Raw genomic sequence first — 21,580 nt, 5'->3', positions numbered from 1 at the left:
TATATAGGCTTTGTATTTCATTTTCATTGCATTTCCCTTAGGAGATTCTTTCTCTTAGCACAATTTGCTAAAATAGAGATAAATAAGTCAAAGTTTGTTCTTATAAACACCGTAGTTGATTTCCAGTGCAAGACTTCGCTTTCCTCGGATGAACCGTGAGCCTCAGAGGTCTCACATGTCTAGCTGCAGGGCTTAGAGGCGCATGTCATAACCAAACCGGCCAAGAAGGCAAAGAAGGCAAAGAACGCCTTCGTGGCTGATTCGTCATATGCCACCCACCTCTCTTCGAAGCCCTTCCGCTTTCTTATTAGACACTTCTCCCGCAGGAGTCTTGGTCTTGCACTTCAATCAACTGCTGGAACCTGCAATAACTTTATACAATGACAATAAGTAAGACTCAAAATGGGTATACAAATAACTTAAGTATGATTCTTTAGAACAAAAATATATTAATGAGGTATTAAACTGACTATATACTTTATAAAAGACTAACAAAAAGGGATGGAATGTTATGTTAAAAACTCATTATTTTTTTGCATGTGCATTACCGGACGAGATGAAGAAGGAGATAGAAAGACTGACTGCTCCCATGAAGGAAGAGGATTCTTTTAAGAAATACGTCCATCCGGAAGACTACCATATCACTCTGGCTTTCCTGGGTGATGCTGCACAAGAAAATTTAGATGCGGCCATTGACCATGTAACAGAGTCTTTACATAACCTGGGGAGTTTCCCGCTTTCGCTAAAGAGGTTCGGCACTTTCGGGAAAAGTGATGAGCCGAGAATTTTCTGGATGGGTGTGAACCCGTCTTCGACTCTTCATCAGATCCGTGAAAAGGTGTATGAAGCCTGTGAAGAAGCAGGCTTTCAATTGGAAACCAGACCTTTCACCCCCCATGTCACCGTCGGGCGGAAATGGAACAAGTCAACACGATTTTCAAAGGAATGGCTGAGTGGTTTCAACCCGGAAGAAACTCCCGGCCACCTGATAAAAGAGATCGTTCTATACCGAACGCATATGGATCGCACACCGAAATATGAAGCGGTCCATACGATACACTTGAATGAATCGCCCTAAATAACCTGAAAGGAAGGACTCCTGATGGCGCAGCTGATAAAACTCCAAGATTATGTTTCAAGATATGAAACCGATTTATATAGATATCCTTCCCAATTTGTACGATTAAAAAAGCAGCAATGGGAAAAAATGAAAATTCACTGGGAAAACGGCGGTGGATTTCCTTCTCTGGAAAAAGAAGAACCCGAGAAAGAAAAAACAACCGTCACCCGTAAATTCATGTCCTTTTTTAAAAAGAAAGAGGAGGGGGAAACGGAAGACAGTGACAACCCAGCTCAGAAGGATGATGATGCGATTGAGCTTGAGATGAACCCGCATGCTGAATTTGCCTCCGAAGAAGAGTTGAAGAAGCACTTCCTGGATTCCATCTTTGAATTCCAGTTAAGGTGGGCAAGCTCGACGATATCAGAAAAATCCTATGTAGATAACAGCTATTATTATGATGAGAGGCTTAAATACCTTCTTCAGCGCTTTCCTGATAACATCCTTGTTTTATATTTTCCGGTTTTTAAAATAAAAAATGCCCCCGTTGAACTGGAGGTTGTCCTGATTACGCCTACAGGAATATGGTGCTTATCCTTCCTGGAATTTGAGAACGGGACGGCTTACATCGGTTCGGGGGATCGTTTTTGGGTGAAAAAATGGGGAGACGCCGAATCAAGGGTGTTGAATCCGCTGATTTCATTGAGAAGGATGGAACGCATCATCGGTCAGATCGTTGAGTATGCCGGTATTGAACTGCCGGTACACAAAGCCGTGGTCTCAAGAAACGGGTATATCGATTATCCCCAGGCGCCTGCAGGCTGTGAATTCATCGATAAGAGGAAGCATGAGAGCTGGTTCAATCAGCAGCGGTCAAGCCGGTCACCGATAAAAAGTGTTCAATTGAAAGCAGCTAAATCGATTCTGGATTACTGTCAGACGACCTCCTTTCAACGGATGCACTACCAGCATGAGACCCTTAAAGATTGGAACACGGGAGCGGAAGAGGATTCCCAATGAAGACTATCTTTATTGTGAATCCTTCTGCAAAGAATCATCATTCGCTTTCCTCCTGGGAAAAGTTTCGTAAGAGCATCACCATTCCCCATTCGTTATACATCACAGATCACCCGGACGATGTGAGAAGAATCGCAGGGGAGCTTATACGTACAAATCCCGGTGAAACTTTCTACATGATCGGAGTCGGGGGAGACGGGACTATGAACTCGATTATTTCCGGTACAGCCGGTTTTGAGAATATCTTTATCGGGTATATTCCCGGAGGAAGCGGAAATGATTTTGCCCGCGGGTATAGGTGGCCATCGGGCAAACAAGAAGCGTACGAACTGATAAAGGAAACCATACATACTGCTTTACCGATTTCACTGGATGCAGGCCTTTTCTCTATAGAAGGGGGGCCAAATCACTATTTTGTGAATAATATAGGAGTAGGGTTTGATGCCTTGATTGCCAGGAAGGCAAATGAATCACGGTTAAAAAGGAAATTGAACCGCTGGTCGCTTGGGAAACTGGTCTATCCACTTATCCTTTGCCGGGAAGCGCTCACCTTTACACCATTTCAGGCAGTGATGGAAGTTGACGGTGTAGAACATACGCTTGAAAAAGTGTGGTTCATCACCGTTTCGAATCAGCCTTATTTTGGGGGAGGAATGAAAATTGCCCCGAAAGCACGTCCGGATGATGGTGTGCTTGACCTGACCATTGTATCCGGGCTTTCGAAATGGAAGCTGATGTTTTTGTTTATATCTGTCTTTTTCGGAAAACATACTGAATTAAAAGAAGTCCATACATTAATAGGAAGAAGTATCAAGATAAAAAGCCGTAAGGGAATACCCGTGCATGCAGATGGCGATTATGCGGGAGTCATCGATGAAGGCAGGGAACTCCATGCAGAGGTGACCCCCGGCATGTGGAAAATGTTAAATAGAAGCAGGTGGGAGAAGTGTTAGTCATTAGTCGGCAGTACGAAGCATTCCTGGATACATTTCATATGATCACCCTGATTCTCCCTTATTCGTATCATGGGGGGCAATCCAGCCGGTTTACCCTGGTGAAGGACGGGAATGAAATCCCTCTTGAACTGAAGGAAAGGATACCGCTCGATGATGCAATGAAATATACGGTATCCCTGGCGGACGAATTGGAACTTGGAAGAACGTATACCATCAAAGACGAACATAACACGGAAACGGATCTGCAAATAGGGGCCGTCATCCGCACAGACGAATTTGACAGGCAATTTTACTATGACGGAGACGATCTGGGTCTCACCTTTGAAGAAGACAGGGCTGTTTTTAAAGTGTGGTCCCCGACTGCTACTGAAGTGAAGGTGAAGTTAAAGGCACCACAGGAAGAGGATGCTGTTCAACTTGCCATGGAAAGATCTATAAACGGCGTGTGGGAACTGACAATCAGGGAAAACATTGAAGGCTGGCATTATACCTTCCTGACGTGCATCAATCTTATCTGGAGCGAGCTGGTCGATCCGTATGCAAAGTCTGTTTCCTTCAACAGTGAATGGGGATGTGCAGTGGACCCGGAAAAAATAACCCCGCGATGTTCATCCTTGCAGCCTCTTCCTTCCCCGGTCGATTCAGTCATTTATGAGTTGAACGTAAGGGACTTTTCAAGTGCAAAAGAAAGCGGGATGAAGTTCAAGGGCAAATATCTTGCATTTACCGAGAAAGAAACAGGGACACCCAGCGGGTTATCTTCTGGCATAAGTTATTTGAAAGAGCTGGGGGTCACGCATGTTGAATTGCTGCCTGTGAATGATTTCGACGGAGTATCGGATGATCCGGCAGATAATCGTTACAACTGGGGGTATAATCCTTTATACTTCAATGCCCCGGAAGGAAGCTACAGCATGAATCCAGCCGACCCGGCCGGACGGATCCGAGAACTGAAATCCGCCATCCATTCCCTGCATGAAGAAAATATAAGGGTCATTCTGGATGTCGTATACAATCATGTATTTGTCAAGGAAACATCTTCATTCGAAAAGCTTGTCCCGGGGTATTTTTTCCGGCACGATGAAAACGGACTCCCCTCCAATGGGACGGGAGTGGGAAATGATTTTGCATCCGAACGGTTGATGGCACGGAAGTTCATAAAGGATTCCATCCGCTATTGGCTGAAGACGTATGGGGTGGATGGTTTCCGGTTCGACCTGATGGGGATCCTTGATGTCACGACAATGAATGAAATCCGTGATGAAGTGGATGAAATTCTACCCGGTGCCATCCTGATTGGTGAAGGCTGGGACCTGAACACACCCATTGCGCCGGACAGGAAAGCCAATCTCAGGAATGCAAACAGCCTCAAGGGAATTGGTCAATTCAATGATTGTTTCCGGGACACCATTAAGGGGAGTACATTCAATCTTCACGATAAAGGATTTGCCCTCGGCCACGGAAATCTGGAGGCAAAAGTGGAGCTGGTGCTGACGGGGAGCATCGGTGTCACGGATGGTGACAAAGGCATTTTTAACGAGCCGGCCCAATCCGTCAATTATGTAGAATCACATGACAACCATACACTTTGGGATAAAATGAAAGCTTGTCTTGAGGAAGAGGATGAACTTCTGATGAAAAGACAGAAGCTGGCGACTTCGATGGTGCTGCTTTCTCAGGGGATACCATTCCTGCATGCCGGCCAGGAATTTTTCCGTACCAAACAGGGTGTGGAGAACAGCTATAATTCACCGGTGGAAATAAACCGGATTGATTGGCTGAGAAGGGAAAGGCATGAGGAAGATATCGAATATATCCGGGGATTGATTGCAATCAGAAAAAGTCACGGTGCATTCCGCTTCAGGCAATCGGACCTTATCAGAAAACATGCATTTGTGCATCATCCTGAAGAAAAACTTGTATCAGTTCACTACCGGGATGTCCATCCATATGGTCCGTGGAATGAATTGCTTCTTATCTTTCATTCAGGTGAAAGCAGCAATGTCAGGTTCCCGCTTCCCAAAGGGAAGTCCTGGACTATGCTGTCAGACGGAAAGAAAGCGAATGTGAACGGTTTACGGGAGCTGGACGGTGATTCCATCGGGCTTGAGGGGATTTGTTCCTATGTCATCGTCCGCTGACACATCGTTCCAAAGCTTGACGAAATGAGAAGATGACGATAAAATCAAAAACAGATGGCTATTGATTGATCTGCCCAATAGCTGTCTTTTTTGTTTTATAAGACTTTTAAGTTGATCTATTAAATGTATGAATTGTAATGACGATAATAAACGTAAGATTGAAATACATGAACACGACTAAGGACCAATAGAAGGTGAAAATATTGGAACACTTATTTGACCAAGATTGGGAAATAGTCCCCGCAGGCGGTGCCACCGGAGAAGCTTTTTTTGCTCAGTATCAAGAGCAGAAGCTGTTTCTTAAACGCAACTCTTCTCCTTTTCTAGCCGTATTGTCGGCAGAGGGCATCGTACCGAAGCTTGTCTGGACAAAGCGAATGGAAAATGGGGACGTAATAACAGCACAGCACTGGTTAAATGGAAGAGAACTCAATCCGGAAGAAATGAAGAATGAACGGGTTGCAAGACTGCTCAAGAAAATCCATTCTTCAAAGCCACTGTCCACCATGCTTGAGAGACTGGGCCAGGAACCTTTCCAGCCTGAACATATGCTCACAGAAGTGGAAACGGGGCTGGAGTTCGATCTCCTTTCTTTGCCGGTAGTAAGGCAGGCGTTATTATTTCTGCAAAAAGAACTGGAAGAGGTTCGGCAGGATGAATACGTAGTCTGTCACGGAGACGTCAATCATAACAACTGGCTGCTTTCCGATCACAACCAGCTGTACTTGATCGATTGGGACGGGGCAATGATCGCCGACCCTGCTTTCGATGTAGGAATGCTTTTGTACTGGTACATCCCCGAGGAAGAATGGCCTGCGTGGCTCAACCAATATGGTGTTGAGCTGACAGACAATCTGAGATTGAGGATGAAATGGTATGTAGTGGCTCAAACGATCCTTTCCATACAATGGCATAAAGGGAAAGGACGCTTTCATGAAATGAACCACTGGATCGAATATTTGCATAAGGTTGTTTGATCAGGAGAACTGATCCATATCCGAAACCCACTGAGACAGGTTTTGGCGTTTGCTCGTAATATGAGTATCGAGGTCAGAGCTGCCTGCTCCGCTTTGACCGTATTGATAAATTTCTTGCAGGACCGGCTTTATATTTTCATTTATTTCCGTGTTGACCATCAACGACTTGACTAATCGCTCTACCTGCTCACATTCAGATACTGAACCGCAGCAATCTGTCTGATGATTGGAGAGTATATCTTTTAACAACTGCATTTGATAATGGGAATCTAAAGGCATGACGTACACCCTTTCATATAGATCTTTGCATCGTTTTCTTCTGCGAAAACAAAACAGGAATTCACATTTAGTGTGTGGATTCCTTTTCTATTTATTCGTCGGTTTTTTGAAATGGTCTGTACGCAAAATAGTGTTGCATAGTACCCATTCATCTGTTATTGTTTTTTTCGGTAGAGCTGTTTTCATATGAATTGTTTTGAGGAAAACGTCTTATATGAAAACAGTTTTAAATTAAATTTGTGGCTCTGTTATTTTGTTTTAACAGAATCCAGCTATTGATTGGAGTGCAAGACGAAGACTCCTGCGGGAAAAGCGAGACAGTTGAGACTTGTCCAGCTCTGGGGCTTAGAGGCACATGTCATAAATCAAATCGTCCAAGAAGGCAAAGAACGCCTTCGTGGACGATTCGCCTTATGCCACCCGCCTCTGAGCAAAGCCCCTCCGCTTTTCTGACCCGCAGGAGCTTAAGCGACGAGGAGGCTCACCGCCCGCCCGCGGAAAGCGAAGTCTTGCACGGAAATCAATAGCGGATTTCAATGGGCCAAACTAATAAATGAGGTGTCACAACATGCGTTTAAGACATAAACCATGGGCTTCAGAAAAAATCAGCGAGAACCCGCAGTATGTGGTCGCGCAGCCCGAAGAGAAAAAAGGCAAATGGAATGAAGTGTTTGGAAACGACAATCCCATCCATATAGAAGTCGGAACCGGGAAAGGCCAGTTCGTCACGGAAATGGCAAGAGCGAATCCCGAAGTCAATTACATCGGTATCGAATTATATGAAAGTGTCATCGTGACAGCCCTTGACCGCTTGATAGAAGCCGAGCTTCCGAATGTAAAGCTGTTGAACGTGGATGCACGCCACCTGACCGATTTCTTTGCAACTGAAGAAGTTGGCAGGGTATACCTGAACTTCTCTGATCCATGGCCGAAAAACCGCCACGAAAAGCGCCGCCTCACTTACAAAACATTCCTCAAGCTTTATGAGGATATCCTGATCAAAGGCGGGGAAATCCACTTCAAGACTGATAATCAAGGCTTGTTTGAATATTCATTGATGAGCTTTTCATGGTACGGCCTTCACTTGAAATTCCTGAGCCTGGATTTGCACAACAGCGATTTTGAAGGAAACATCATGACCGAATACGAAGAAAAATTCTCAGCAAAAGGCCAGCGGATCTACCGCGTTGAAGCGCAATATCAGAATCAATAATAGTAGGAGAGCATCCCGATGAGTTTTGCGGGGTGCTTTTTTGTATGAGTTCAGTTTTGAGGTGGAGGTCTTCTTTATATGGTAGATGAAATTTGAATTTTAATTGAAAAACTTGTTGGTTTTGGCAAAAGTAACACTGTATTGCCGCGTTTTTATAGAGGGAAGGGTAATTTTAGGTGGAATCACAGTCCTCCAGCGGTCCGTGAACTGGTAATTGCGCCATTTTTCAGGATAATTGCGCCTGTATCAAGATAATTGCGCCACTTTCCAAATTAATTGCGCCGCTTGTCGAATTTTCATTTATTTAATTACTCCTTTTTGAAACTGCTCCAGCGGTTGATTGAAGTGAAAGACGAAGACTCCTGCGGGAAGAGTAGCTTATAAGAAAAGCGAAAGGGCTTTGTTCAGAGCCGGGGTTTTGCCTTTTTGGATGGCATGGCATATGTCTCGAGTCTATAGCCGCCGGAGCTGGACAGGTGAGACCCCTCAGGAGCTTTAACTCCGAGGAGGCTCACTTGCTACCCGCGGAAAGCGAAGTCTTGCATGGGAATCAATAGCGACTTTTTTAAGACTATCCCCAGGCTTATCTATATAAGTCGTCCGTAAATTCTGATAAAATAAAACCGTACGAACAAAGGAGGAATGGACAATATGGAATCATTGAAATCAGGAGATTTAACATTTCACTGGCTGAATGGGGGCGTCACGCACATGGACGGCGGCGCGATGTTCGGAGTGGTGCCGAAACCTCTTTGGTCAAAAAAATACGCAGTCAATGAATTGAACCAGATCGAGCTGCGAACCGATCCGCTCTTTCTTCAATATCAAGGTAAAAATATCCTCATTGAATCCGGAATAGGAAAAGGGAAATTAAATGATAAACAGAAACGGAATTATGGGGTGCACGAGGAATCATCGGTAGAGGAATCCTTGGAGAAGCTTGGCTTGACGACTTCTGATATCGATATCATCCTGATGACGCATATGCACTTCGATCATGCTTGCGGACTCACGAAATATGAGGGGGAGAAGCTTGTCCCGGTATTCCCGAATGCCGAGATTCATACGTCCAAGGTTGAATGGGACGAGATGAGGGAGCCGAATATCCGCTCGAGAAATACATATTGGAAAGAAAACTGGGAGAGCATCGCAGGGCAGGTGAAGACGTTCGAAGGAGAAAAAGAAGTGCTGCCGGGACTGCGCATGGTCCATACGGGCGGGCACAGTGACGGACATTCGATCATCATCATCGAGCACGGCGGCGAGACGTTCATCCATATGGCGGATATCATGCCGACCCATGCACATAAGAACCCGCTTTGGGTCCTTGCCTACGATGATTATCCAATGACATCGATCCATGCAAAAGATAAGTGGGTCAATCAGGCCATCGACAATGAGTGGTGGTTCTTGTTCTATCACGACGCCGTCTACAGAGCACTGAAGTGGAACAGGGACGGGGAAATCATCGAAGAAGTACCTAGAGGAAAAGTTTGATCATGAAAAAACAGGATGACACTTTTGCCATCCTGTTTTTTCATACCTTAAGAGATAGGGTAAACATCGATTACAGTGCCCGTATAGGCATCTGCCAGGAATTCGAATTGTTCCAGGCGGCCTTCACTCCTGCGTGATACCCCGCCTTTATAGACTTTTGTCGACAGGGAATGCTTTTGATAATCTTCAGGTTTCATTGAAATCCAAGACCCGTCGACCTTCCCTTCTTTTTTAAATGAGAGTTTTACATCCTTTAACACCTTTTCGGCTGAAACCAGGCTTGTTTCTTTTAGCTTCCCGCTAACTAATAACCCGCCGGCAGCGCCGATGCCCACTCCTAAAATGAATGACTTCCAGTTCATCTTTATCCCTCCACAGCCTTGATTACAAACTTGCATATAGGTACATTCTAACAAAGAATCTGAAAAAAAGAGAACTGCTTTTGTCTTAATTGGTGGTAAGACATGAGAAAGTTCTGTAAAATGAAAGTATACATAACTGAATTTTTTTAAAAAAGGGGCAGAATATATGAAACAAGATACATTGGATTTATTTAAAACATTGACTGAGTTGCCTGGGGCGCCCGGGAACGAACATGCAGTCCGACAATTCATGAAGGAACAATTGGCTGCGTATTCCGATGAAGTGGTACAGGACCGCCTCGGTGGAGTATTTGGAGTGAAAAGGGGCCAGGAAGAAGATCCGGTTGTCATGGTAGCAGGGCATATGGATGAAGTCGGCTTCATGGTCACTTCCATCACCGATAACGGAATGCTCCGCTTCCAGACCCTTGGCGGCTGGTGGAGCCAGGTTCTCCTTGCTCAGCGTGTGCAGATCATCACGGAAAACGGTCCCGTCACAGGCGTGATTGGCAGCATCCCTCCGCATCTTTTGGGGGAAGAGCAGCGCAGAAAACCGATGGATATTAAAAATATGCTCATCGATATAGGTGCAGATAATAAAGAGAATGCACTTGAAATCGGAATCAAGCCGGGTCAGCAGATTGTTCCGATTTGTCCGTTCACCCCAATGGCAAATGAAAAGAAGATCCTTGCCAAAGCTTGGGATAACCGTTATGGATGCGGATTGTCCATCGAGCTTCTGAAGGAACTCCAAGGTACTGAATTGTCCAATACACTATATTCCGGTGCGACAGTACAGGAAGAAGTGGGCCTGCGCGGAGCCCAGACCGCAGCTAATATGATCAAACCGGATATTTTCTTTGCACTTGATGCAAGTCCCGCAAATGATATGTCCGGTGATAAGAATGAGTTTGGCCAGCTTGGAAAAGGGGCCCTTCTCAGGATCCTTGACCGATCTATGGTGACGCATAAAGGAATCAGGGAATTCGTACTCGATACTGCGGAGTCCAATGACATCCCTTATCAATATTTCGTATCTCAGGGCGGTACGGATGCAGGAAGAGTCCATATTTCAAACGAAGGGGTGCCGAGTGCTGTAGTGGGCATTTGTTCACGCTACATCCATACCCATGCATCCATGATCCACGTTGACGATTATGCAGCGGCAAAAGAATTGATTGTGAAACTTGTCAAGCAGTGTGACCGCTCGACGATCGACACGATCAAAAGAAATGGATAATCGATTGAATCTGACAAAGATTAACTATATAGGCTAAGCTAAGAACTGTCTCTTTCAGAGGCAGTTTTTTTGGGCGGGGAATCCGGCTCGGGATGTTATAAGAAAAGAGGTATCGTAATTTGTTGAAAATCGCAATAGGGACACAAAACAAAGCGAAAGTACAAGCAATTGAAAAAGGATTTCAGGGACGTTTTGATGATGTGAGCTTTCAGTGCTTGAAAACGGAGTCAAATGTAAGTGAGCAGCCTTTTTCCGATCAGGAGACGATCGAAGGTGCTCTTAACCGGGCAAAGAACGTGTTGAGGATGACGGACGCCGATATCGGCATCGGTCTTGAAGGAGGAGTGACTGAAAGTTTATATGGGATGTTCCTTTGCAACTGGGGAAGTCTGGTTGATCGAAACGGCAATGAAATCATTGCTGGAGGGGCTCGTATTTCATTGCCGACAGAAATTGCGGAAGGGCTCAGAAAGGGAAGGGAGCTTGGTCCGCTCATGGATGAATTCACTTCCAAAACAGGCATCCGTCAAAATGAGGGGGCAGTTGGTGTATTCACTGATGGGATCGTCACTCGTGATGCCATGTTCTTTCACGTCGTCCAGTTGTTGATCGGGCAATGGAAATATAAAAAAAATCAATCCTGACCCCTCAATTTCCTACTACTTGGCCCATACCAATCTGATGCCTTCCTCATAAGATAAAATATGTCAGTGCTATTTCACTGATAATTCTTATGCAGGGAGGTTTGATTTATGGGGTGCAGAAGACATGACCGAGTGGAAGGCCGTCGAAACAATTGCTGCTGGGACTTATTCGGCTGTTGTGGAAGACGTGATGATGTAAGAGGAGATGAAGACCGCGGAAGATGCCGCCGCCGAAATGATGATGTAGCTGGCGCTGAAGACCGTGGAAGATGCCATCGCAGAAGAGATGATGTACGAGGAGCAGAGGACAACAACCGCGGCAGATGTCATGGAAGACGAAATGACGATGTACGCGGTGCTGAAGATAACCGTGGCAGATGCCGTCATAGAAGAGACGATGTCGGCGGTGCAGAAGACCGCAGAAGACACCGCGGCAATTGCTGCTGGTTCTGGTAAAAGTCAGAAGGCTTCGCGCTTTTATTAGCGCGGGGTCTTTTTTTATAATAAAAGCCCCCTGAACGGATCAGGGGGCTTAAACAATAAATTATTTAACACCTTTCATAAACACTTGGATTTTAGGTGCCAGCAGGAAGAGGATGATACTTAATGCGATTGCTGCCCCTCCGATGGAACCAAAGTAAAGCATTTCTGAATCAGCTGAATAAAATCTTACAAGTTGTGCATTCAATGCTTGTGCACCTGCTGAAGCAAGGAACCAAAGACTCATCGTTTGAGCCGAGAATGCTTCAGGAGCAAGTTTCGTTGTGGCTGAAAGGCCGACAGGTGAAAGCATCAATTCACCAAGGACAACGATGAAATAGCTCAATACAAGCCATAGCGGGCTGACCAATGCATCTTCACCTGAGAAATAACCAGGAAGCAGGATGACAAGGAATGACAACCCTGCAAAAAGAAGTCCCATTGCAAATTTCTGAGGGATCGTTGGCTGACGGTCACCAAGTTTTACCCACATTCCGGCGAAGATAGGCGCAAGCAGAATGATGAATAACGGATTAAGAGACTGGAACCATGCAGGTGAGATTTCGATTCCCATGAAATCAAGCTGTGTACGTTTATCTGCATAAGCAGCAAGGATCGTAGAACCTTGTTCCTGAATTGCCCAGAACATAACGGCAGCGATGAATAATGGAATATATGCAAGGACGCGTGAACGTTCAGTTGCTGTTGTTTTAGGACTTCTGTACATAATAATGAAATAGATAGTTGGAGCCAAGATTCCGAAAATTCCGACTAAATTGATGAATACATCCAAGGTGAACATTCCATTAGGAATGGTGATCCCAAGGATAACTGCCAGTGCAATCACCACAAGTGCAGTGAGGGAACCGTATTTTTTCTTTTCAGCAGCATTAAGCGGGTTCGGCACATACGTACCAGCAAGACCCAGGCTCTTCTTCTTTGTGATCAAGAAAACGACTAATCCGAAGAACATACCGATTGCGGCAAGTGCGAATCCCCAGTGGAATCCGTAGCTCTTCATAAGTGCCCCTGTCAGAAGCGGTGCAAGGAACGCACCCATGTTGATCCCCATATAGAAAATACTGAACGCAGCATCGCGGCGTGTATCATTTTCTGCATACATTTCACCGACAACAGTCGATACGTTCGGTTTTAATAAACCTGTACCCAGTACGATTAATACCATTGAAACGAAAAACATTGAAAGACTGCCCGGGAATGATAAGGCGATATGCCCGAACATGATCAAGATTCCTCCGTAGAAGACGGCTTTCGATGTACCGAAGATACGGTCTGCCAGCCAGCCTCCGATCACACCTGACATATAAACAAGTGAACCATAAATAGACATGATTGCTAAAGCTGTGCCTTCTTCTAAACCAAGGCCGCCTTTTGAAACCTCATAATACATATAGTATACAAGGATTGCGCGCATTCCGTAGTAAGAAAAGCGCTCCCAAAATTCCGTGAAGAATAGCGTGAATAGTCCCTTAGGGTGTCCAAAGAATCCTTTCTGGGGAACACTATCCACAATTTTCTGTTTATTAATTGACGACATATTACAACCTCCTTAGTTCTTTTACTATAATATTTTAATATTTTCATAAAGTCAAAAAAACTTTTAAAACTAGTAAGTATATCATAAAATGTTTTTATTTTACCAAGATTTTATTATTTTAGAATAGTAAGATAATTTAGGTCTAAAGTTCTTGGTTTCGCAAAGAAAAAACATGCCGGGTACTATTATACCGGCATGTTTTTCATGAAAGAAAGATAAAAATACTGTCAGCCCAAGAATAAACTGGTTATTCAGTTTCGAATATATACGAAAGTACTTTCGCTGCTTGTCCGATCGATGTGCATGTTACATTCGCTTTATTCGACAGTTCTTTCAGCGGATGATGAAGCTCTTCCGGACGGATCAGGATCAGCGGTTTATTCAAGGCAAGTGCTGTACTTGCATCCATGGCTGTATTCCATTGTTTATACTTCTCACCGAATAACGCTACGACAATGTCAGATTTCTTCATCAATAATTCAGTGCGGAGATTATTGACCGCAGATGCGGCCTCATCACGCAGAATCTTGTCAGGCTGTTCACCAAGAATTTCTTCCCCGATGTAATCAGAACGATCATGATTTTCCATTGGTCCCACAAATGTCAGTGGCAAGTCCAGTTTTTTCGCTTCCTTCTTCAAGTCTTCTCTCCAGCTGCTATGTATTTCCCCTGCAAGATAAACAGTGAATTCCACTTTGCATCTCTCCTTTTTTTAGTCATTTTATCATATTTACCCTCAGGTGGTGAAAAGTAACCTCCGCTGCCATGAAATTAAGGTTTTTTCTTTTTGTAAGGGTTGTCAATGGTACTTTGTGACGGTATTATTAGCGTAGGTCCTTCAGGTAACCTTGAAGGCGGTTCCGACGAAGCAGGAAAAGGAGGAAAAGAGGATGAAAACAAAGATTTCGATCGTTCTCTTCTTTCTTGTGCTTATATTAGCTGGATGCAATACAACAATAGACGAAGAGAAAGAGCAGACAGCCCAGACCGTGGAGGATACGTTCAAAAATACAGAAAAGAACGCGAAAGAGGAAGCGGGAAACCTCAGCTTCTATCTCCCGTTTGGAGCCAAGATTGAAAAGGAATCTGAAAACAATGTCATTATTTCAAAAGGCTCTGATACATTCATTCTATTCACTAACCCCGAGGAAGATCAGAAGAGTGAACTTCTATATAATATGGCAATCAGTGATGAGAAGAATATCGTTCAAAATGATTCTTTCAAAGAAGATAATCGTTTAGGATATTATGTCATTAATAAATTGCCGGATTCAGAGGAGTATGAGCTGATTGTTGGGGTCGGAGGCACTAAATTGACCACCCAGTCCAGTTTGGAAGATCTTTCAGATCATGCAGAAATGATGATGGAAATAGCCAACTCTGTAAAACAGAATTAATTATATCTGCCGATTTTTCACTGCATTAAGTGGAAGATCGGCTTTTTTTATTTGCTTTTATCGTTCCCGGGAAACGCCATTGCCTGAATGCACCTTTCTATTTGGGGGGAGCATACTGTTTAAAAACTGTTTGAGGAAATTAATGATAGACAAAATCAACATGTGTCTTTACACTAGTAAATGTGTGATTCCTATTTAGAGAAAAGGGGAATGTGAATTGAAGAATTACATGGAAAGTAAAGGGGTTAAGTTTTCTGCCAAAGTTTATTTTATAGATGCGTTGAGTTATATGGCACTCGGTCTTTTCAGCTCGCTGATCATCGGGCTGATCATCAAGACGATCGGGGAGCAGGCAGCGATTCTTCCTGACGCTGTTAATACGTTCTTCATCGATATGGGTGCGCTTGCCATCGGGCTGATGGGTCCTGCCATAGGCGTCGCCATTGCATATGGACTGGGTGCGCCCCCGCTCGTTTTGTTTGCTGCGGTGGTGACAGGTGCTGCGGGTGCCTCCCTGGGCGGCCCTGCCGGTGCTTATCTTGCAGCTGTCGTTTCAACTGAAATTGGGAAACTTGTAAGCAAGACGACGAAGGTTGATATCATTGTTACACCCTTTGTAACGATTTTTGCAGGTTTTTTTGTTGCTTATTTCGCGGGTCCGCAAATCGGTGACTTTATGACGATGTTCGGAAGCTGGATCAGCTGGGCAACTGAACAGAGACCAATCATTATGGGGGTACTCGTGGCGGCACTAATGGGGCTTGCGTTGACGGCTCCGATTTCCAGTGCTGCGATTGCCCTTATGCTTGATTTAAATGGAGTGGCAGCCGGTGCTGCGACGATTGGGTGTGCTGCCCAAATGGTCGGATTTGCCGTAATCAGCTACCGGGAAAATAAAGTCGGGGGGCTCCTGGCCCAGGGGATCGGAACTTCGATGCTGCAAGTTCCCAATATAGTCCGCAATCCGCGTATCTTACTGCCGCCGACCATTGCAGGTATGGTCCTCGCACCAATCGGGACCACGATCTGGCTCATGGAAAACAATGCTGCCGGAGCGGGGATGGGAACGAGCGGCCTCGTCGGTCAGATCATGACATTTAAAACCATGGGTTTCACTTGGGATACAGCCATGAAAGTGCTGATGTTGCATTTCGTTGGACCTGCTTTCATCTCCCTGTTACTATCTGAATATATGAGGAAAATTGGCTGGATCAAACCGGACCAAATGACGATCGATACAGGAGGAAAATGATATGCGCAAACTTGAAACGATGGAAGAATTCAATGAATTGAAAAACGATGGGAAACATGTTTTTATGTTTTCAGCCGACTGGTGCCCGGACTGCCGGATCATCGAACCGATCTTGCCGGAAATTGAAAATGAATACAGCGAGTATACCTTTATCTATGTCGATCGTGATCAATTCATCGATGTCTGCATAGAGCACGATATTTTTGGCATTCCAAGCTTCCTTGGTTATGAAGACGGAAAGGAAACAGGCCGCTTTGTAAGCAAGGATCGTAAAACGAAAGAAGAAATACAGGAGTTCATGAATTCACTGTCTAAATAATGAAGAAGGGATATTCTTTCGGGGATATCCCTTTTTTATCGTTGTTTCTTTTGTATTATCACAATTTTATTGTAAAATGTTAAAAGTGGCAGTTTATAAGATATGAACGGGAATACTTTAGTTTATGTAGGAGGGGAACCATGGATATAAAAAAATTAAAAGGCATCCTCCAGGGAAAGCTGGACAAGCCCAATCGCACCTTTACATATGACAGGGATAAAGATTCCCTGCGGATTGAGAATACAGAGACCGGTAAAGGGATCACGGTAGCACTTCCTCCCATCGTTTCTAAATGGAAGGAAAATAATAAATCCATCATTGATGAAGTCGTTTATTACGTAGAAGAAGCATTGAATGTAATGGGGACTAAATCGGACATGGGAAGCAAAGAGAAAAACGTATTCCCTGTTATCCGGTCAACGTCCTTTGCGACAGAATCAAATGACGGCATCCCGCTGGTAATGGATGATCATACAGCGGAAACAAGGATATATTATGCGATCGACCTTGGATCCACATACCGTCTCATCGATGAGAACATGCTGAAAGAGAAAGGCTGGTCGCATGAACAGATGAAGGAAACGGCCCTGTTCAATGTGAGAGGGCTTCCGACACAGATGAAAAAAGACGAAGTGGCCGGGAATGTCTTTTATTTCTTGAACAATAACGATGGGTATGATGCGAGCCGCATCTTGAATGATGCATTTCTGAAGAAGGTCAGCAGCGATATACAAGGGGAGATGACTGTGTCTGTCCCCCATCAGGACGTGCTTGTCATTGGTGACATCCGCAATGAAACAGGATATGATGTCCTTCAGCAGATGACGATGAGCTTTTTCACGACTGGCAATGTACCGATCACTGCTTTATCATTTGTCTATGAAGATGGAGATCTGGAACCGGTCTTCATACTGGCTAAAAACCGTAAAAAGTGAAGGGAGAAAACAAAATGAACGTATTTTACAATCTTGAAGGAATCGGGGATACCCTCATCATCACGATGCAGCCTGGGTTTGAAGGAAAAGTGGAGCATGAGGTTAAAGGGGATGCTGTCCGCATCTTTGATAAAGATTCAGGAGAAACGGTCGGCTTTAACTTATTTAAAGCTTCCGATTATATGGATCTGCAAGAAAAAGGGCAAGTGGAAATGAACGGCGACAAGCTTGGTCAAATCAATAAAGCCATTAAGGAAAACGGCTTTGACGAGGTTCTGGAAGCAGATTTCTCGCCTAAATTCGTAGTCGGCTTTGTTGCTGAAAAAGAGAAACACCCGAATGCAGATAAACTGAATATCTGCAAAGTGGATGTAGGCGGAGAATCCCTTCAAATCGTATGCGGCGCACCGAATGTCGACAAGGGACAAAAAGTGGTCGTGGCAAAAGTCGGCGCCGTCATGCCAAGCGGAATGGTCATCAAAGACGCAGAACTGCGCGGAGTCCCATCATCAGGCATGATCTGTTCAGCAAAAGAACTCGACCTGCCAAACGCCCCCCAGGAAAAAGGCATCCTGGTACTCGAAGACAACTATGAAGTTGGACAGCCATTTAAAGGATAAATTACTAACGTCAATCCCGGAGTCAAGTGACTTCGGGATTTTTAGTTTTAGTATAGAAAGGGGGGAAAGATTTTAAGATGAAAACTGCAGATAGTGAACGAATTATTTTGGTAGGAGTCAAAGGATTATTCCATCTTCATCATGTGATTTGACTGAAACATGAAGACTAATAAAGTGCTGTCAGGAAGATTCCAGGGGTGTAGCGATTACTTTTTCATTTTAGGTTGAAGTTGTGTGACATTAACTATATTCAAAACCGGTTCCAGCGATTGATTGGAGTGCAAAACGTAGACTCCTGCGGGAAAGCGTGTTAGGTGAGACCCCGCAGGCGAAGCCGAGGAGGCTCACCAACCGCCCGCGGAAAGCGGAGTTTTGCACGGAAATCATTAGCGGTGATGAAGGGAAACAAATAAGTTGAGAAGTCAAAAAGAGCTTCTCTAATTAAGGTTGCCTAAAAACATAACCAAAATCTGTGTAGGTCAATTTATTGACGGTTTCGTTCATATCAGGAGGCTCACGGGCTACCCGAGGAAAGCGAAGTCTTCCACGGAAATCAACTGCGGTAAAGAAAGACCAAACTTATTCATCCTTCATTCTAACTTTTCCCACCAAAACAATATTACACCAATATTGCTTTCGACACATTCTCTTAACAATTCTCTAATTCTATCGAAATCACTCGAATTTTTCTCTTTAACTGATAAAATAAAGATAAGTATCAAGGAAAGAGTGATAATTGTGAGCTGGATTAAAAAAATCATCAATAAACTATCAGATGAAGACGAACAATTTGAAGAATATGTTGAAGAACCTGAGGTCGAAGAAAAAGCACCCCGCCCTGAAAAGCGGATACTAAACAATAGAGCAGTAAACAAATCACGGGACGTTGAAGCCAGGATGACATACCAATATCCGAAAGGGAACTTCAGATTCCCGTTGATATCGGACGGGGAAAATCTACAGGAGAAGCGTCCAGTGAGAAAGCGTCATGAGCCCGAGAAGAAAGCCAAGAGTGAAGCTAAACGCGAAGAAGCACGGGAAATACAACGGAAACCGCGTAAAAGCAAGCTGCAGGATGCAGCCTATCAAAAACCGAAGTCCTCTGACAAGGCCGAAAGCACTTATGAAAAAAGTGAAAAGATCTCAAAAACGAAAAAAGTTGAGAAAGGCAACAGCCGGCCATTTCGCCCTACGGAAATCCCTTCTCCGATATACGGTTTCAGGACGAGACCTGTTAAACCTGAAAAAACAGGCGATGTGGAATATGAGCTGAATGAGTTCTTACATAGGGGGAATGGGAAAGTACCGGATGAAATCATGCAAGAGGTATACCCTCCAGAAGTTAAGGGAATAGAGGAAGTCACAGAAATTAAACAAGAAAAAAGGGCAGAAGAAAATGAAAGAATGCAGGAAACCGGCAGCTGGTACGGGGTTGAAGCTTCCCTGATCGGAAATGAATTTTCATTCAAGGAAAATGATGCTGAACAGACAAGCCCACATAATCAGGTCCCAGCAGAAGATCCAGCAGAAAAGGAAGCTGAAGAAGTCCTGCAATCTGGATTTACTTCTGCGGTCACCTGCGAAGAATCGCAGTTGTCGGAGGATGGGCAATCGGAGCAAAGGGTACAGCCGGAAGTGGAGCAGAATGATGGAGTCATCCACTTGGTACAACCAGAAGATAAGCTGAATGCGGAATCGCAACAGCAGCCGACTGAGTTTGAAGCGGAGCAGGATGAACAAGCAGGCCGGGAAGTCCAGACGTTGCAGGCAGATATCCCTGAATCTGAAACAAGACACGAAGAAACGGAACAGCTGCAAGCAGCCGGGCAGGAACAAGAAATCACGCCTGTGAATGAGCATGCAGTGGATAAGGAAGAAGAACCTAAACCAAGAAAGAAGAGGTCGCACCTTCCTTTCAACGTCCTGATGCTGAAGCAGGATAAACGGCAGATGAATCAGCGCCATAGAGCACAGGCAGTTACTGAACGAAAGACGGAAGCCCCTATGGCTGAAAATAGAGGTGGAATGGGCCCTGTAAGTGAAGCTGCTGCCGGGAAGGGGCAAGCGGCAGTTCTTGAGGATTCACCGGTCAGCAGGGAGTCAGATGCTGTACAGGGTGAGGCAGCTGCTAAAAGCTACAATGAATTGTCATCCGGAGTGAAGCACACAAAAGGCTATACTTTCCCTGATATGGAGTACTTGATGCCTCCTGTATCGAAGAAATTGAGCGGTGAATGGCTTGAATCCCAGAAAAATCTTCTGGACGAGACGCTTCACAACTTCAATGTGAGGGCGAAGGTGGTCAATGTCACCCAGGGTCCATCAGTTACACGTTTCGAAGTACAGCCTGAGCCGGGTGTGAAGGTAAATAAAATCACGAATCTCTCTGACGATATCAAGCTCAGCCTGGCAGCGAAAGATATCAGGATCGAAGCGCCGATCCCCGGCAAGCATACAATCGGGATTGAAGTTCCTAATAAGGAAAGCCGTCCGGTTTGTATCAGTGAGGTGATTGCCAGCCCTGCCTTCCAGGAATCGGAATCAGCCCTTACAGCAGCCCTCGGTCTTGATATTTCCGGTCAGCCGATTGTGACAGATTTGAGCAAGATGCCGCACGGACTGATTGCCGGGGCCACGGGTTCAGGAAAAAGCGTATGCATCAATTCCATACTCGTCAGCCTCTTATATAAGGCATCACCGGATGAGTTGAAGATGCTCTTGATCGACCCTAAGATGGTGGAACTTGCGCCATATAACCGAATCCCCCATCTGGTAAGTCCGGTCATCACCGATGTAAAAGCGGCCACGGCTGCATTGAAGTGGGCTGTTGAGGAAATGGAAAGGCGGTATGAGTTGTTTGCACATACCGGCGTAAGGGATATCAAGCGATTCAATGAACTGGCTAAGCGTAATAAACAATACAATGACACACTTCCATATTTGGTCATCGTGATCGATGAGCTGGCAGACCTGATGATGATGTCGCCTGCAGATGTCGAAGAGGCGATCTGCCGTATTGCCCAGAAGGCACGTGCCTGCGGCATCCATTTGATCATCGCCACACAGCGTCCGTCCGTAGATGTCATCACGGGATTGATCAAAGCGAACGTACCGACAAGGGTCGCATTCTCTGTTTCCTCAGGGGTGGATTCAAGGACGATCATTGATGGAAGCGGTGCAGAGCGGCTGCTCGGCAGGGGGGACATGCTATTTTTGGAAAATGGCTCCTCAAAGCCTGTTAGGCTGCAGGGGACCTTTGTCTCCGATGACGAAATAGACGACATCATCAACCATGTGAGAAACCAGCGTGAACCAGAATATATCTTTCAGCAGGATGAGCTGATTAAGAAGGCGCAAGTGACCGAAGAAGAAGATGAACTGTTTTTCGAAGCTTGCGAATTTGTCATCGATCAGGGAGGTGCTTCTGCCTCCAGTCTGCAAAGGAGGTTCAGGATTGGGTATAATCGTGCGGCAAGACTCATGGAAATGATGGAAAAGAGCGGTGTCATTTCGGAATCAAGAGGCAGTAAGCCAAGGGATGTACTGATTTCTGAAAGCGAACTGGAAACACTGGCATAGGCTAGTACAAACATAGGATACATGGTATTCTGTTTATGATATAAACAGAATACC

General features: G+C 44.9%; 20 protein-coding genes. 16 read left to right on the top strand and 4 right to left on the bottom strand.

From position 1 onward, the window contains the following. Positions 1–511 precede the first annotated feature (511 nt). The 5 genes from thpR to AS034_RS07300 all read left to right on the top strand — a co-directional run bounded on the left by thpR (position 512) and on the right by AS034_RS07300 (position 6,151). Positions 512–1,078, top strand: coding sequence for an RNA 2',3'-cyclic phosphodiesterase (gene thpR / locus AS034_RS07320; RefSeq protein ID WP_058297993.1), 567 nt, complete (start codon positions 512–514; stop codon positions 1,076–1,078). A gap of 24 nt (positions 1,079–1,102) precedes the next feature. Then, the gene (locus tag AS034_RS07315) at positions 1,103–2,080 is read left to right on the top strand and encodes a nuclease-related domain-containing protein (protein WP_058297992.1); all 978 of its coding nucleotides are present in this window, start codon (positions 1,103–1,105) and stop codon (positions 2,078–2,080) included. Further along, a complete protein-coding gene (locus tag AS034_RS07310; protein WP_058297991.1) occupies positions 2,077–3,030 on the top strand; it encodes a diacylglycerol/lipid kinase family protein in 954 nt (317 codons plus the stop codon). The genes AS034_RS07315 and AS034_RS07310 overlap by 4 nt, the downstream gene beginning before the upstream one ends. Continuing rightward, positions 3,024–5,174 (top strand): type I pullulanase, encoded by a 2,151-nt coding sequence (gene pulA, locus AS034_RS07305; protein ID WP_058297990.1) that lies wholly within the window; start codon positions 3,024–3,026, stop codon positions 5,172–5,174. Before AS034_RS07310 ends, pulA begins: the two co-directional genes overlap by 7 nt. A 203-nt stretch (positions 5,175–5,377) precedes the next feature. Continuing rightward, positions 5,378–6,151 carry a phosphotransferase family protein gene (locus tag AS034_RS07300; RefSeq protein WP_058297989.1) on the top strand — a complete coding sequence of 258 codons (774 nt, stop codon included), beginning with the start codon at positions 5,378–5,380 and terminating at the stop codon, positions 6,149–6,151. Here AS034_RS07300 and AS034_RS07295 read toward each other — a convergent pair whose 3' ends face one another. After that, complete coding sequence (locus AS034_RS07295; protein ID WP_058297988.1) at positions 6,152–6,430, bottom strand: YtzH-like family protein; 279 nt, start codon at positions 6,428–6,430, stop codon at positions 6,152–6,154. A gap of 568 nt (positions 6,431–6,998) precedes the next feature. Between AS034_RS07295 and trmB the strand changes: the two genes are divergently transcribed. After that, on the top strand, positions 6,999–7,643 hold the full coding sequence (gene trmB / locus AS034_RS07290; protein WP_032087301.1) for a tRNA (guanosine(46)-N7)-methyltransferase TrmB: 645 nt from the start codon (positions 6,999–7,001) through the stop codon (positions 7,641–7,643). 651 nt (positions 7,644–8,294) lie between these two features. Continuing rightward, complete coding sequence (locus tag AS034_RS07285; protein WP_058297987.1) at positions 8,295–9,140, top strand: YtnP family quorum-quenching lactonase; 846 nt, start codon at positions 8,295–8,297, stop codon at positions 9,138–9,140. 47 nt (positions 9,141–9,187) lie between these two features. Here the strand turns inward: AS034_RS07285 and AS034_RS07280 are convergent, their stop codons facing one another. Further along, positions 9,188–9,502 carry a PepSY domain-containing protein gene (locus tag AS034_RS07280; RefSeq protein WP_058297986.1) on the bottom strand — a complete coding sequence of 105 codons (315 nt, stop codon included), beginning with the start codon at positions 9,500–9,502 and terminating at the stop codon, positions 9,188–9,190. A 166-nt stretch (positions 9,503–9,668) separates the two neighbouring features. On the opposite strand from AS034_RS07280, the gene AS034_RS07275 reads away from it, so the two are divergent. From AS034_RS07275 to AS034_RS22695, 3 genes are all read left to right on the top strand, one after another. Continuing rightward, positions 9,669–10,742, top strand: a complete 1,074-nt coding sequence (locus AS034_RS07275; protein WP_058297985.1) for a M42 family metallopeptidase — start codon at positions 9,669–9,671, stop codon at positions 10,740–10,742. A 119-nt stretch (positions 10,743–10,861) separates the two neighbouring features. Beyond that, complete coding sequence (locus AS034_RS07270) at positions 10,862–11,386, top strand: DUF84 family protein (protein WP_336433365.1); 525 nt, start codon at positions 10,862–10,864, stop codon at positions 11,384–11,386. A gap of 108 nt (positions 11,387–11,494) precedes the next feature. Next, complete coding sequence (locus AS034_RS22695; RefSeq protein ID WP_141687671.1) at positions 11,495–11,842, top strand: hypothetical protein; 348 nt, start codon at positions 11,495–11,497, stop codon at positions 11,840–11,842. 88 nt (positions 11,843–11,930) lie between these two features. Here AS034_RS22695 and AS034_RS07260 read toward each other — a convergent pair whose 3' ends face one another. Together AS034_RS07260 and AS034_RS07255 are read right to left on the bottom strand one after the other, a co-directional pair. Beyond that, the gene (locus AS034_RS07260) at positions 11,931–13,424 is read right to left on the bottom strand and encodes a peptide MFS transporter (RefSeq protein WP_058297984.1); all 1,494 of its coding nucleotides are present in this window, start codon (positions 13,422–13,424) and stop codon (positions 11,931–11,933) included. A gap of 247 nt (positions 13,425–13,671) precedes the next feature. After that, positions 13,672–14,118, bottom strand: coding sequence for a YtoQ family protein (locus tag AS034_RS07255; protein ID WP_032087307.1), 447 nt, complete (start codon positions 14,116–14,118; stop codon positions 13,672–13,674). Positions 14,119–14,314: 196 nt separating this feature from the next. Between AS034_RS07255 and AS034_RS07250 the strand changes: the two genes are divergently transcribed. The 6 genes from AS034_RS07250 (at position 14,315) to AS034_RS07225 (ending at position 21,526) form a co-directional block, all read left to right on the top strand. Continuing rightward, complete coding sequence (locus AS034_RS07250) at positions 14,315–14,821, top strand: hypothetical protein (RefSeq protein ID WP_032087308.1); 507 nt, start codon at positions 14,315–14,317, stop codon at positions 14,819–14,821. Between the two features lie 217 nt (positions 14,822–15,038). Continuing rightward, entirely contained in the window at positions 15,039–16,073 is a 1,035-nt protein-coding gene (locus tag AS034_RS07245) for a PTS sugar transporter subunit IIC (RefSeq protein WP_058297983.1), read from the top strand. A gap of 1 nt (position 16,074) precedes the next feature. Continuing rightward, positions 16,075–16,392 (top strand): thioredoxin family protein, encoded by a 318-nt coding sequence (locus AS034_RS07240; RefSeq protein ID WP_032087310.1) that lies wholly within the window; start codon positions 16,075–16,077, stop codon positions 16,390–16,392. Positions 16,393–16,532: 140 nt separating this feature from the next. Next, complete coding sequence (locus AS034_RS07235; protein ID WP_058297982.1) at positions 16,533–17,327, top strand: DUF1444 domain-containing protein; 795 nt, start codon at positions 16,533–16,535, stop codon at positions 17,325–17,327. A 14-nt stretch (positions 17,328–17,341) separates the two neighbouring features. Further along, complete coding sequence (gene ytpR, locus AS034_RS07230; protein WP_032087312.1) at positions 17,342–17,947, top strand: YtpR family tRNA-binding protein; 606 nt, start codon at positions 17,342–17,344, stop codon at positions 17,945–17,947. Positions 17,948–18,685: 738 nt separating this feature from the next. Continuing rightward, complete coding sequence (locus AS034_RS07225; RefSeq protein ID WP_058297981.1) at positions 18,686–21,526, top strand: DNA translocase FtsK; 2,841 nt, start codon at positions 18,686–18,688, stop codon at positions 21,524–21,526. Positions 21,527–21,580 lie beyond the last annotated feature (54 nt).

The organism is [Bacillus] enclensis (assembly GCF_001456935.1).
GTDB lineage: Bacteria > Bacillota > Bacilli > Bacillales > Bacillaceae_B > Rossellomorea > Rossellomorea enclensis.
This window is presented reverse-complemented; position numbering and strand designations above follow the sequence as displayed.